The sequence below is a fragment of the Streptomyces lienomycini genome (assembly GCF_027947595.1).
GTDB classification, from domain to species: Bacteria; Actinomycetota; Actinomycetes; order Streptomycetales; family Streptomycetaceae; genus Streptomyces; species Streptomyces lienomycini.
The window spans coordinates 2522964-2535716 of record NZ_CP116257.1; the positions used below are offsets into that span (position 1 = coordinate 2522964).

At 71.8% G+C, this 12753-nt stretch carries 11 protein-coding genes and 1 pseudogene; 9 read left to right on the forward strand and 3 right to left on the reverse strand.

Features of this window, described 5'->3' with window-relative positions:
* Nucleotides 1-46 precede the first annotated feature (46 nt).
* From BJ961_RS11460 to BJ961_RS11495, 8 genes are all read left to right on the forward strand, one after another.
* Nucleotides 47-298 carry a helix-turn-helix domain-containing protein gene (locus BJ961_RS11460; protein ID WP_271321237.1) on the forward strand — a complete coding sequence of 84 codons (252 nt, stop codon included), beginning with the start codon at nucleotides 47-49 and terminating at the stop codon, nucleotides 296-298.
* A 156-nt stretch (nucleotides 299-454) separates the two neighbouring features.
* Nucleotides 455-1297, forward strand: coding sequence for a nitrilase-related carbon-nitrogen hydrolase (locus tag BJ961_RS11465; RefSeq protein WP_271321238.1), 843 nt, complete (start codon nucleotides 455-457; stop codon nucleotides 1295-1297).
* The gene (locus tag BJ961_RS11470) at nucleotides 1294-2577 is read left to right on the forward strand and encodes an aspartate aminotransferase family protein (protein ID WP_271321239.1); all 1284 of its coding nucleotides are present in this window, start codon (nucleotides 1294-1296) and stop codon (nucleotides 2575-2577) included. The genes BJ961_RS11465 and BJ961_RS11470 overlap by 4 nt, the downstream gene beginning before the upstream one ends.
* A 38-nt stretch (nucleotides 2578-2615) precedes the next feature.
* On the forward strand, nucleotides 2616-4232 hold the full coding sequence (locus BJ961_RS11475) for a PucR family transcriptional regulator (protein WP_271321240.1): 1617 nt from the start codon (nucleotides 2616-2618) through the stop codon (nucleotides 4230-4232).
* A gap of 135 nt (nucleotides 4233-4367) precedes the next feature.
* A complete protein-coding gene (locus tag BJ961_RS11480) occupies nucleotides 4368-5210 on the forward strand; it encodes a nitrilase-related carbon-nitrogen hydrolase (protein ID WP_271321241.1) in 843 nt (280 codons plus the stop codon).
* A 34-nt stretch (nucleotides 5211-5244) separates the two neighbouring features.
* On the forward strand, nucleotides 5245-6648 hold the full coding sequence (gene hydA / locus BJ961_RS11485; protein WP_271321242.1) for a dihydropyrimidinase: 1404 nt from the start codon (nucleotides 5245-5247) through the stop codon (nucleotides 6646-6648).
* Nucleotides 6649-6667: 19 nt separating this feature from the next.
* On the forward strand, nucleotides 6668-7690 hold the full coding sequence (locus BJ961_RS11490) for a TIGR03842 family LLM class F420-dependent oxidoreductase (protein WP_271321243.1): 1023 nt from the start codon (nucleotides 6668-6670) through the stop codon (nucleotides 7688-7690).
* A gap of 110 nt (nucleotides 7691-7800) precedes the next feature.
* Nucleotides 7801-9351 (forward strand): NCS1 family nucleobase:cation symporter-1, encoded by a 1551-nt coding sequence (locus BJ961_RS11495; RefSeq protein WP_271321244.1) that lies wholly within the window; start codon nucleotides 7801-7803, stop codon nucleotides 9349-9351.
* Here the strand turns inward: BJ961_RS11495 and BJ961_RS11500 are convergent.
* The 3 genes from BJ961_RS11500 to BJ961_RS11510 all read right to left on the reverse strand — a co-directional run bounded on the left by BJ961_RS11500 (nucleotide 9342) and on the right by BJ961_RS11510 (nucleotide 12313).
* Entirely contained in the window at nucleotides 9342-10004 is a 663-nt protein-coding gene (locus BJ961_RS11500) for a hypothetical protein (RefSeq protein WP_271321245.1), read from the reverse strand. The genes BJ961_RS11495 and BJ961_RS11500 overlap by 10 nt on opposite strands.
* Before the next feature lie 187 nt (nucleotides 10005-10191).
* Nucleotides 10192-11256: a lipoate--protein ligase family protein gene (locus BJ961_RS11505; RefSeq protein WP_271321246.1), complete on the reverse strand. Its 1065-nt coding sequence runs from the start codon at nucleotides 11254-11256 to the stop codon at nucleotides 10192-10194.
* A gap of 91 nt (nucleotides 11257-11347) precedes the next feature.
* On the reverse strand, nucleotides 11348-12313 hold the full coding sequence (locus BJ961_RS11510; protein ID WP_271321247.1) for a HAMP domain-containing sensor histidine kinase: 966 nt from the start codon (nucleotides 12311-12313) through the stop codon (nucleotides 11348-11350).
* 88 nt (nucleotides 12314-12401) lie between these two features.
* On the opposite strand from BJ961_RS11510, the pseudogene BJ961_RS11515 reads away from it, so the two are divergent.
* Nucleotides 12402-12740, forward strand: a pseudogene (locus BJ961_RS11515) (hypothetical protein); the annotation flags it as partial.
* Between the last annotated feature and the right edge of the window lie 13 nt (nucleotides 12741-12753).

Below are 12753 nucleotides of genomic sequence, written 5' to 3' on the forward strand. Positions count from 1 at the left end.
GGGCACACCCGGGACCGGTACGGGAACCCGGTATTAGAATGACGTCATGGTGCGCACTCCTCTGACCCCCGAAGAGCGTGAGCGCGGCGAGCGGCTCGGCCGCCTGCTCCGCGCGGCCCGCGGCGAACGGAGCATGACCGCGGTCGCCGCCGAGGCCGGAATCTCCGCCGAGACCCTGCGCAAGATCGAGACCGGCCGGGCGCCCACCCCGGCGTTCTTCACGGTGGCCGCGCTGGCCGGCGCGCTGGGGCTGTCCATGGACGAGCTGGTGGGGCGGTGCGCGCCCGCGATGGCCTGAGGCGCCGGCACTCACCCACCGGAGTGCGAAACGTGATCGACACCGCGCCTTGACGACGATGGTCTTGGCAAGCCCGTCCGGCCAGGCTTACGTTCGTCCCTCTACGGCCTGCTCTACGGGCGTAGAGGCTCTGACGTCGTGTCGAAGGAGCAGCTCATGGCCAACGTCGTTCGTGCCGCTCTCGTCCAGGCCACCTGGACCGGCGACACCGAGTCCATGGTGGCGAAACACGAGGAGCACGCCCGCGAGGCCGCCCGGCGCGGTGCCAAGGTCATCGGGTTCCAGGAGGTGTTCAACGCCCCCTACTTCTGCCAGGTCCAGGACCCCGAGCACTACCGCTGGGCCGAACCCGTCCCCGACGGACCCACGACCCGCCGCATGCGGGCACTGGCCCGCGAGACCGGCATGGTGATCGTCGTCCCCGTCTTCGAGGTCGAGCAGTCCGGCTTCTACTACAACACCGCGGCCGTGATCGACGCCGACGGCACCGTCCTCGGCACCTACCGCAAGCATCACATCCCCCAGGTCAAGGGCTTCTGGGAGAAGTTCTACTTCCGCCCCGGCAATCTCGGCTGGCCGGTCTTCGACACCGCCGTCGGCAAGGTCGGCGTCTACATCTGCTACGACCGGCACTTCCCGGAGGGCTGGCGCCAACTCGGCCTCGGCGGCGCCCAGCTCGTCTACAACCCGTCCGCCACCCACCGCGGCCTCTCCGCCCACCTGTGGCAGCTGGAGCAGCCCGCCGCGGCCGTCGCCAACGAGTACTTCGTCGCCGCCATCAACCGCGTCGGCGTCGAGGAGTACGGCGACAACGACTTCTACGGCACGTCGTACTTCGTGGACCCGCGCGGGCAGTTCGTCGGCGAGACGGCCAGCGACAGCGAGGAGGAACTCGTCGTCCGCGACCTGGACTTCGACCTCATCGACGAGGTGCGGCAGCAGTGGGCCTTCTACCGCGACCGCCGACCCGACGCCTACGAGGGGCTGGTGCGGCCGTGACCAAGGATCTCTTCGCCCGCCACCGCGCCGTCCTGCCCGACTGGCTCGCCCTCTACTACGAGGACCCGCTGGAGATCACCCACGGCGAGGGCCGCCACGTCTGGGACGCCGCCGGCAACAGGTACCTCGACTTCTTCGGCGGCATCCTCACCACGATGACCGCGCACGCCCTGCCCGAGGTCACCAAGGCCGTCGCCGAGCAGGCCGGGCGGATCGTCCACTCCTCGACCCTCTACCTCAACCGCTCGATGGTCGAACTCGCCGAACGCGTCGCCCAGTTGTCCGGCATCCCCGACGCCCGCGTCTTCTTCACCACCTCCGGCACCGAGGCCAACGACACCGCCCTGCTGCTCGCCACCGCCCACCGCCGCAGCAACGCGATCCTGGCGATGCGCAACAGCTACCACGGCCGCTCCTTCAGCGCCGTCGGCATCACCGGGAACCGCGGCTGGTCCCCGACCTCCCTCACCCCGCTCCAGACCCTCTACGTACACGGCGGCGTGCGCTCCAGGGGGCCCTACGCGCACCTGGACGACCGCGAGTTCATCGACGCCTGCGTCGCCGACCTCGAGGACCTGCTCGGCCACACCCGCGCCCCCGCCGCGCTGATCGCCGAACCCGTCCAGGGCGTCGGCGGCTTCACCTCCCCGCCGGACGGCCTGTACGCGGCCTTCCGCGAGGTGCTGCGGGACCGGGGCATCCTGTGGATCTCCGACGAGGTGCAGACCGGCTGGGGGCGCACCGGCGAGCACTTCTGGGGCTGGCAGGCCCACGCGGGAAGCGGGCCGCCGGACATCGTGACCTTCGCCAAGGGCATCGGCAACGGCATGTCGATCGGCGGTGTCGTCGCCCGCGCCGAGATCATGAACTGCCTGGACGCCAACAGCATCTCCACCTTCGGCGGCACCCAGATCACCATGGCCGCGGGCCTCGCCAACCTCGCCCACCTCCTGGAGCACGACCTCCAGGGCAACGCCCGGCGCGTCGGCGGACTGCTCATCGAACGGCTGCGCGCCGTCGCCGCCCAGGTGCCGCACGTACGCGAGGTGCGCGGGCGCGGCCTGATGATCGGCGTCGAACTGACCCGGCCCGGCACCGACGAGGCCGCCCCCGAAGCGGCGTCCACCGTGCTCGAGGAGGCCCGCGCGGGCGGGCTGCTCGTCGGCAAGGGCGGCGGCCACGACACCAGCGTCCTGCGCATCGCCCCGCCGATGTCCCTCACCGTCGCGGAGGCCGAGGAGGGCGCCGCGATCCTCGAACGCGCCCTGCGGAGCATCTGACCGGCGCGTTCCGCGTCCCGAGCCCAGGAGGCGCCGCCATGACCACCACCTCGGAGACCTCGGCCCCGCAGCCCCGGGAACCCTGGGAGCCGGCCCTGTCGGTCCGCCAGGTCCTCGGCCTGGAACGGGTGCGGGCGGGACAGCCCGAGGTGGTGGCCGGCGCCCACCGGCTCGACCGGCCCGTGCGCTGGGTGCACGTCGCCGAGGCCGCCGACGTCGGCGTGATGCTCAGCGGCGGAGAGATGGTCCTCACCACCGGCGTGCTCCTCGCCGGGGACGAGGCCAAGCAGGGCGAGTACATCCGCTCCCTGGACCGTGCCGAGGCCGCGGCCGTCGTGCTGGGCCTCGGCCGCGCCTTCCCCGCCCCGCCCGAGGTGATGCGGCGCGCGGCCGAGCGCTGCGGGCTGCCCCTGGTCGTGCTGCACCGGCCCTTCCCCTTCGCCGAGCTGACCGAAGAGGTCCAGTCCCGGCTGCTGCGGCGCAAGTTCGCCGCCGTCAGCCTCTCCGAGGCCGTACGCACCGAACTGACCGGTCTGATCACCGCGGGCGCCCCGGTGCAGCGCCTCCTCGACGAGGTGGCCCGGCACGCCGGCTGCCCCGTCGTCGTCACCAACCTCGCCCACCGCGTCCTGGCCACGGCGGGGGAGCGGGCGGCGGTCGACGACGTGCTGCGGGACTGGGAGCGCATCGCCCGCCAGGCCGGTGCCGGATCGGCCGACGGCTGGGTCCGCGCCGAACTGAGCTGCCGCGGAGAGAGCTGGGGCCGACTGGTGCTGTGCGGCTACCGGGGCGACCGGGCCGCCGGACGCCTGCTGGCCGACCGGGCCGCCGAGGCCCTCGTCCTGCACCGCATGCTCGCCGGTGACGGAACCCGCGGGGGTGCTTGCGGCGGCTCCCGGGACGCCTGGGAGGAGCAGTCCGCGCGGAGCCTGCTCACCGACCTGGTCACCGGGGCCGTACCGGCGCGGCACCTGCTGCCCCGGGCGCGCGCCGCCGGACTGCCCGTCAACCGGCGCGTCTTCGTCCCCCTCGTCGTCCGCGACCGGCAGCCCGCCCGCCCGGCCCGGGTGCTGCGGCGGCTGGGACTGCCGGGGATCGCCGCGGGGCTGGCCGACGACCGCGTCGCCGTCCTGCTCAGCCTCGCCCCCGACCAGGACGCCAGGGCGCTGACCGACCACTTCGCGACCCGGCTGCGTTCGGAACCGGACGCCACGTACGCCCTGGTCGCGGCGGCCGACGCCCGCGCCGACTGGGCCGACGTCCCCGCCGGACTGCGCGAGGCCCAGCACGTCGCCGACGCCGTGGCCGACGCCCCGGCACCCATGGACCTGCCGCCGGTGGTGCGACTGCGCGACATCCATCTGCGCGGACTGGTGCGGCTGCTGCGCGACGACCCGCACGTGCAGTCCTTCGCCGAACGCGAGCTGGACGGGCTGCTGCGCGGCCCCGACGAGGACCTGCTGTCCGTCCTGCGGACCTACCTCGCCACCGGACGCAACAAGTCCCGCACCGCCCAACTCCACCACGTCTCCCGGCCCGCCCTCTACCGGCGCCTCGAAGCCATACAGGGCCGGCTCGGCGTCGACCTCGACGACTTCGAGCAGGCCGCCTCCGTCCACATCGCGCTCCTCGCCCACGACGCACAGCAGGGGTGACACCGTGCAATGCCCGACCCCCGCAGACGTGACACCGTGCCACTCATTTCGGCCACCCGCCGTCCCTAGTCTCGCCGTACACCGAGCGCCACAGCGAGCGCCACAGCGAGCGAATCGAGCGAGTGGAGGCCGAAGATGAGCCGAGTGATCCGTGCCGCGCTCTTCCAGACCGCCTGGACGGGCGACAAGGAATCGATGATCCAGGTCCACGAGCAGGCGGTGCGCGACGCGGCCGCCCAGGGCGCACAGGTCATGTGCTTCCAGGAGCTGTTCTACGGACCGTACTTCTGCCAGGTCCAGGACCCCGAGTTCTACGCCTACGCCGAGAGCGTCCCGGACGGCCCGATCGTGGAGCGCTTCCAGCGGCTCGCCCGCGAGCACGGCATCGTCCTGGTGCTCCCCATGTACGAGGAGGAGCAGCCCGGCGTCCTCTACAACACCGCCGCCGTCATCGACGCCGACGGCTCCTACCTCGGCAAGTACCGCAAGACGCACATTCCGCAGGTGCGGGGCTTCTGGGAGAAGTTCTACTTCCGCCCCGGCAACTCCGGCTGGCCGGTCTTCGACACCGCCGTCGGCAAGGTCGGCGTCTACATCTGCTACGACCGGCACTTCCCCGAGGGCTGGCGGGCGCTGGGCCTCGAGGGCGCCGAGATCGTCTTCAACCCGTCCGCCACCTCCCGCGGCCTGTCCGGCTACCTGTGGCAGCTGGAGCAGCCGGCCGCCGCCGTCGCCAACGAGTACTTCGTCGGCGCCATCAACCGCGTCGGCGTCGAGGAGTGGGGCGACAACGACTTCTACGGCACCTCCTACTTCGTCGACCCCGAGGCGCAGTTCGTCGGCGAGGTGGCGAGCGACAAGGAGACCGAACTCGTCGTCCGCGACCTGGACATGGGCAAGCTGCGCGAGGTCCGCGACCGCTGGCAGTTCTACCGCGACCGCGCGCCGGGCGCGTACTCCCCGCTGACCGCGCCCTGACCGAACCGGGCCCCTGACAGGAGGGAACAGCAGCATGAGCAGCCGTACCGTCATCCGCGGCGGCCTCGTCGTCACCGCGTCCGACGAGATCCACGCCGACGTCCTGATCGAGGACGGCCGCGTCGCCGCCCTCGCCGCGACCGGCACCCCGGCGGCCGAGGCGTTCACGGCCGAGAACGCCATCGACGCGAGCGGCAAGTACGTCATCCCGGGCGGCGTCGACGGGCACACCCACATGGAGATGCCCTTCGGCGGCACCTACGCCGCCGACACCTTCGAGACCGGCACCCGCGCCGCCGCCTGGGGCGGCACCACCACCATCGTGGACTTCGCCATCCAGAGCGTCGGACACTCCCTGCGCGAGGGCCTGGACGCCTGGCACGCCAAGGCCGAGGGCAACTGCGCCGTCGACTACGGCTTCCACATGATCGTCTCCGACGTGAACCAGGAGACGCTCAAGGAGATGGACCTGCTGGTGGAGGAAGGGGTGACCTCCTTCAAGCAGTTCATGGCCTACCCCGGTGTCTTCTACTCCGACGACGGCCAGATCCTGCGCGCCATGCAGCGCGCCGCCGGCAACGGCGGCCTGATCATGATGCACGCCGAGAACGGCATCGCCATCGACGTCCTCGTCGAACAGGCCCTCGCCTGCGGGGAGACCGACCCCCGCTTCCACGGCGAGGTCCGCAAGGCCCTCCTGGAGGCCGAGGCCACCCACCGCGCCATCCGGCTCGCCCAGGTCGCCGGGGCGCCCCTGTACGTCGTGCACGTCTCGGCGACCGAGGCGCTGGCGGAGCTGACCCGGGCCCGCGACGAGGGCCTGCCCGTCTTCGGCGAGACCTGCCCGCAGTACCTGTTCCTGTCCACCGACAACCTCGCCGAGCCGGACTTCGAGGGCGCCAAGTACGTGTGCAGCACGCCGCTCAGGCCGAGGGAGCACCAGGCGGCGCTGTGGCGGGGGCTGCGCACCAACGACCTCCAGGTGGTCTCCACCGACCACTGCCCCTTCTGCTTCAGCGGGCAGAAGGAGCTGGGCCGCGGCGACTTCTCCAAGATTCCCAACGGGATGCCCGGTGTCGAGAACCGCATGGACCTGCTCCACCAGGCCGTCGTCGACGGTCACATCAGCCGCCGCCGCTGGATCGAGATCGCCTGCGCCACCCCTGCCCGGATGTTCGGCCTCTACCCGAAGAAGGGCACCATCGCGCCCGGCGCCGACGCCGACATCGTCGTCTACGATCCGCACGCCGAACAGGTCGTCTCCGCCGAGACCCACCACATGAACGTCGACTACTCGGCATACGAGGGCAGGCGGATCACCGGCCGGGTGGAGACCGTGCTCTCGCGCGGCGAACCCGTCGTCACCGAGCGGGAGTACACCGGGCGCAAGGGGCACGGCCTCTACACCCCGCGCGCCACCTGTCAGTACATCGACTAGACAACGAGGAGCGGTGCAGATGGACTTCGGACTCGTCCTGCAGACCGACCCGCCGGCCTCCCGCGTCGTGGACCTGATGAAACGGGCCGAGCACCACGGCTTCAGCCACGGATGGACCTTCGACTCCGCCGTGCTCTGGCAGGAACCGTTCGTCATCTACAGCCAGGTCCTGGCCCACACCAGCACACTGAAGATCGGCCCGATGGTCACCAACCCGGGCACCCGCACCTGGGAGGTGACGGCCTCCACCTTCGCCACCCTCAACGACATGTTCGGCAACCGCACCGTCTGCGGCATCGGCCGCGGCGACTCCGCGATGCGCGTCGCGGGACGCAAACCCAACACCCTCGCCCGCATCAGCGAGGCCATCAAGGTCATCCGCGCGCTGGGCAGGGGAGAGGAGGCCGACCTCGGCGGCGGCACCGTCGTCCGGTTCCCCTGGGTGAAACCGGGCGCCGAAGTCCCCGTGTGGATGGCCGCGTACGGTCCGAAGGCGCTGAAGACGACCGGTGAGGAGGCCGACGGCTTCATCCTCCAACTCGCCGACCTCTACCTGACCGAGTACATGGTCAAGGCCGTCCGGGACGCCGCCGAGGCCGCCGGACGCGACCCCTCCGAGGTGAGGATCTGCGTCGCCGCCCCGGCCTACGTCACCGCCGACGACTCGCCCGAGGCCCTCGGCCACGCGCGCGAGCAGTGCCGCTGGTTCGGCGGGATGGTCGGCAACCACGTCGCCGACCTGGTCGCCAAGTACGGCGCCCACACCGGCGCCGTACCCGACGAACTCACCGACTACATCAAGGCCCGCGAGGGCTACGACTACGCCCACCACGGGCGCAGCGGCAATCCCGACACGCAGTTCGTGCCGGACGAGATCGTCGACCGGTTCTGCCTGATCGGACCGGTCGAGAAGCACATCGAGAAGCTGACCGCCCTGCGTGCCCTCGGCGTCGACCAGTTCGCGCTGTACGCCATGCACGACGCGCAGGAAGCCGTGATCGACACCTACGGCACACAGGTCATCCCGGCCGTCAACGCCTGACCCACCCCCTGCCCGCCCCGCTCCCGGGGCGGGCCCCAGGGCGCACCCGCGCACCCCCCGCGGCACTCCCCGCACGGCCTCTCCCGTCCCACCGCATGATTGGCCTGCCCATGACCGACACCGCGCCCACGGCCATACCGCCGTCCGCCCAAGTCACCCTCCCCGACGGGCGCGTGGAGCTCGCCCCGGGCTCCGCGCCGCCGAGCGGCCGCTACGCCAACGAGGACCTGCTGCCCGTGCCCGTCGGCAAGCGCACCTGGACCACGTACAACTTCTCCGCCCTGTGGGTCGGCATGGCCCACAACACGGCCTCCTGGACACTCGCCTCCGGTCTCATCGCGGTCGGCATGGACTGGAAGCAGGCGGTGTTCACCATCGCCCTGGCCAACCTGATCGTGCTCGCCCCGATGCTGCTCACCGGGCACGCCGGACCCAGGTACGGCATCCCCTTCCCGGTCTTCGCCCGCGCCTCCTTCGGCATCCGGGGCGCCAACCTGCCCGCCGTCGTACGGGCGTTGGTGGCCTGCGGCTGGTTCGGCATCCAGACCTGGATCGGCGGCGAGGCCATCTACTTCCTGGCCGGCAAGCTGATCGGCGACGGCTGGACCGGCGCCGCGACGATCGGCGGCCACGCCTGGACCATGTGGCTGTCGTTCGCGATCTTCTGGGCGCTCCAGGTCGCCATCATCTACCGGGGCATGGAGACCATCCGACGCTTCGAGAACTGGGCCGCGCCCTTCGTCCTCGTCGGTGCCTTCGTGATGCTGTGGTGGATGAGCGACAAGGCGGGCGGGTTCGGCCCGCTCTTCGACCAGCCGTCGCGACTCGGCTGGGGCGGCGACTTCTGGAAGCTGTTCTGGCCCTCCCTGATGGGCATGATCGGCTTCTGGTCCACGCTGTCCCTCAACATCCCCGACTTCACCCGCTACGGAAAGAGCCAGAAGGCGCAGACCCGGGGCCAGGCCCTCGGACTGCCGACGACGATGACCCTGTTCGCGTTCCTGTCCGTGATGGTCACCTCCGGCTCGCAGGCCGTGTACGGCGAGCCGATCTGGGACCCGGTGCAACTCGCCGCGAAGACGGACAACGTGGTGGGACTGCTGTTCGCCCTGGTGACCGTCCTGGTGGCGACCCTGTCCGTCAACATCGCGGCCAACCTGGTCTCCCCGGCCTTCGACTTCTCCAACGTCGCACCGCGAAGGGTGAGTTTCCGGGCGGGCGCGCTCATCACGTCCGTCCTCGCCGTGCTGATCTGCCCGTGGAAGCTGTACTCCGACCCACAGGGCTACATCTTCACCTGGCTCGGCCTGGTCGGCGGGCTGCTCGGCACCGTGGCCGGCATCCTCATCGCCGACTACTGGATCCTGCGCCGCGCCCGGCTGCATCTCGTCGACCTGTACCGCGCCGGCGGACGCTACTGGTACGACAAGGGCTGGAACTGGCGGGCCGTCGTCGCCTTCGCCGTCGGCGGTGTCCTGGCCGTCGGGGGTGCCGACTTCCATCCCCTCGTCGACGGCCGGCCCGTGCCCTTCCTCGAACCGCTGGCCGACTACGGCTGGGCGGTGGGCCTGACCACGGCCCTGGTGCTCCACCTGGCGCTGATGCTGATGCCGGCCACCCGGCCCCGCGCCGAGGCGGTCGGTGCCACCGGTCAGCCCTGACCGCCCCGCAAGGCGGCCACCGCCTCCTTGGCCGCCTTGATGGCACCCTTGTTGATCTCCGTGGTGCCGGGTGCCTTCTTCGACTCGAAGTCACTGCCGTTGTACGTGATCACCACCAGGGCGTTGGCCGCGCGGACCAGCACGGTGCCCTCGCGCGTCTGCTGCTTGTCCTCGGTGGTCAGGTCCACGATGGAGTACGCCGCGTCGCCGAGCCCCGGCACCTCGCCTCCGCCGCTCCGGTCGGCGACCCGCTCCTGGTACGACTTCCGCGCCGACTCGTCGCTCTTCATCACCTCGAAGGAGACGTCGAGCCAACGGTAGTCGTACCCCTTGAGCGCGTTCCACGAGCAGGTGCGGCGGGCCTTGGTGTCCGTGGAGGGGATCTCCTTGCCGGCCGCCTTCGCACCCGGCACCAGCGAGGTGACCGTCTTCTCGGCCAGGCTCGCGCACGGTGCCGGGGCGGCGGCGTACGTCTTCGTCTCCGCCTGTGTCGCCGGGGCGGAGGAGGATCTCCCGGCGGTGTCGGGCGGCGTCCTGTCCTTCGCGGCCGGTGAGGTGTCCGGCCCGGACGACAGCGCCCAGCCGGCGGTGGCGAGCACGGCGACCGGCGCCAGACGGGCGGTCAGGGCGAGCGGCAGGGGAAGAGAACGCACGGCGCACTTCTCGTGGGGGAGGGTGCGGAGGGTGCCCGCACGGCGAACGGGACGCCAGTCTCACACGACTCCCCGTGCGGCGGAAGGGCGAACTCGGTCCGTGCCCGCGTGGTGACGCAGACGAACGGACGCCGCCGGTGCCTCGCGGCCGCCGTCACGGTGACCGGGGCGAGGGCCGCCACCGGCGTCAGGGCACCCGCGCGGTCCACTCGGCGGAGGAGAACTTCGTGCGCGCCAACTCCCGGGCCCGCGCCAGTTCCTCGTCCGTCACCTTGCCCTGGGACAGCCCGTACCGGCCGCCGAAGGAGGAGATCATCCGCTCGATCACGGCCTCGCGCGCGAGGCCGGTCTGCCGGCGCAGCGGGTCCACCCGCTTCTTCGCGGACTTCGTGCCCTTGTCGGACATCTTCTCCCGCCCGATGCGCAGCACCTGGAGCATCTTGTCCGCGTCGATGTCGTACGACATGGTCACGTGGTGCAGCACGGCGCCGGGCCCGCCCCCGGGCCCCACCACGCGCTTCTGCGCGGCGCCCGCGATCTTGCCCTGGTCGGTGGCGATGTCGTTCAGCGGCTGGTACCAGGCGCGGATGCCCATCTCGCCGAGTGCGCCGAGCACCCAGTCGTCGAGGTAGGCGTAGCTGTCCTGGAAGGAGAGCCCCTGCACCAGTGCCTCCGGCACGGACAGGGAGTAGGTGATCGTGTTGCCGGGCTCCACGAACATCGCGCCGCCGCCGGAGACGCGGCGCACCACGTCGACGCCGTGCCGGGCCGCCCCCTCGGCGTCCACCTCGTTGCGCAGCGACTGGAAACTGCCGATGATCACCGCCGGGGAGCCCCACTCCCACACGCGCAGCGTCGGCGGACGCCGGCCCGCGGCGACCTCGGCGGTCAGCACCTCGTCGAGCGCCATGTGCAGCGCGGGGGCCTGGGGGCCCTCGTGAATCAGCTGCCAGTCGTAGTCCGTCCAGTCCGTGGCGTGCGCGAGCGCGCGGCGTACGGCGATCGCGACGCCCTCCGAGGTCAGGCCGTACATCACGGTGCCCTCGGGCAGCGCCGCGTCGATCCGGGCGGCCAGTCCCGCCGCGTCGGTGTCGGCCGGGGCGCCCTCCAGGGCGCGGTTCACGGCGTCCAGCGCCTCGTCCGGTTCCAGGAAGAAGTCGCCCGCCACGCGTACGTGCCGCAGCACACCCTTCTCGGCCTCCACGTCCACGACGACCAGCTTGCCGCCGGGGACCTTGTACTCACCGTGCACCGTTGTGCCTCCGTTTCGCCTCCGGGGACAACAGTGCGCCCGACCGGTGTGTTCCCGCCCGGCGCCGCTCCCGACGGTGTCACCCGGTCGCTCACCCGATCCGGCCGGCCACCCGGTCGCCGACGGGTACGGCCAGCCGCACCTCGGTCCCGCCCCCGCGCGCGGGGCCCACCACGAGGTCGGCGCCGATCAGCAGGGCGCGTTCGCGCATGCCCCGGATACCGGCCCCCTCGGCGTCGCCGGAGTCGTCGAAGCCCCGGCCGTCGTCGCGCACCCGGAGTTCGACGGCGTCCCCGGCCCGCCGCAGAGTGAGGAGCACCACGCGTGCACCGGCGTGCCGGGCCACGTTGGTGAGGCTCTCCTGGGCGACCCGGTAGAGGACCAGGTCGGCGTTGTCACCGAGGGCGGGCAGCCCGGGGGCGATGTCGTGGCGCACGGTCAGCGAAGGCCCGGTGAACTCGTCGGAGAGCGACCTCAGGGCGCTGCTCAGGCCCAGCTCCTCCAGGACCCCCGGGAGGAGCCGCCGGGCGATGCGGCGGATCTCGTCCAGGCTGGCCCGGGTCGTCTCCTGCACCTGCGAGAGCTGCTCGCGCACGGAGTCGGGTGCCTGGTCCGCGACCCGTTTCAGGTCCAGCAGCACGGCGGCGAGGGTCTGCCCCACCTCGTCGTACAGCTCCTGGGCGACCCGGTGGCGTTCCGACTCCTGCGCGCTCAGCGTGCGGGCGGCGCTCAGGGCGCGTTCGGCCTCCAGCCGGTCGAGCATCGTGTTGAAGGTGGTGATCAGCTCGGCGATCTCGCCGTCGCCGTCGACCTTCGGACGGACCCGCGGCCGCAGCAGGTCGGTCGTGGTCATGGCGTGCGCGAGCCGGCGCAGCGGCCCGAGACCGATCCGCAGCAGCAGGACGTTGGCGGTCAGGATCACCACGAGACCCACCGTGAGGATCGCGGCCTCGGTGAGCAGGACGGGCGTCGACACGGTGACCGGTCCCAGCAGCAGCGCGGTGGCCGCGATCAGCACCACCGCGTTGAACAGGGAGATTCTCCAAAACAAGGGCACCGCAGCAGCGTCGGCGACGCACGGCACGGGCGTCCATCGGTTCGCACACCCATTTCCGCTCCGCACCGGACCCGCCGGTTAGCCTGGGCCGCATGCGTGTCACCCCCTCGCCGACGAACTCGACGCCGACTGGGCGCTGGGCCTGATGTACTCGGCGGGTGCCGTCGGCTCCCTGCTGGTCAGCCTGACCAGCGGCTCGGTGTCCCGCACCCGGTGCCACGGCCAGCTGGTGGTGTGCGGCGCGACCGGCTGGACCGGCGCCCGCCCGGCGATCTGGACCGGCGGGGTGGCCTGTGTCGCGGCCGTGGGACTGCTCACCGCCGCGCTGGCGAGACTCGTCGCCTACGACGCCCGCACCGACGAGGACGCCCTGCGCCGCGCCGAGGAGGGCAACGGGTCGCGCACGCAGGAGCCGAGCCCGACGTGAGAACGGCGGACCG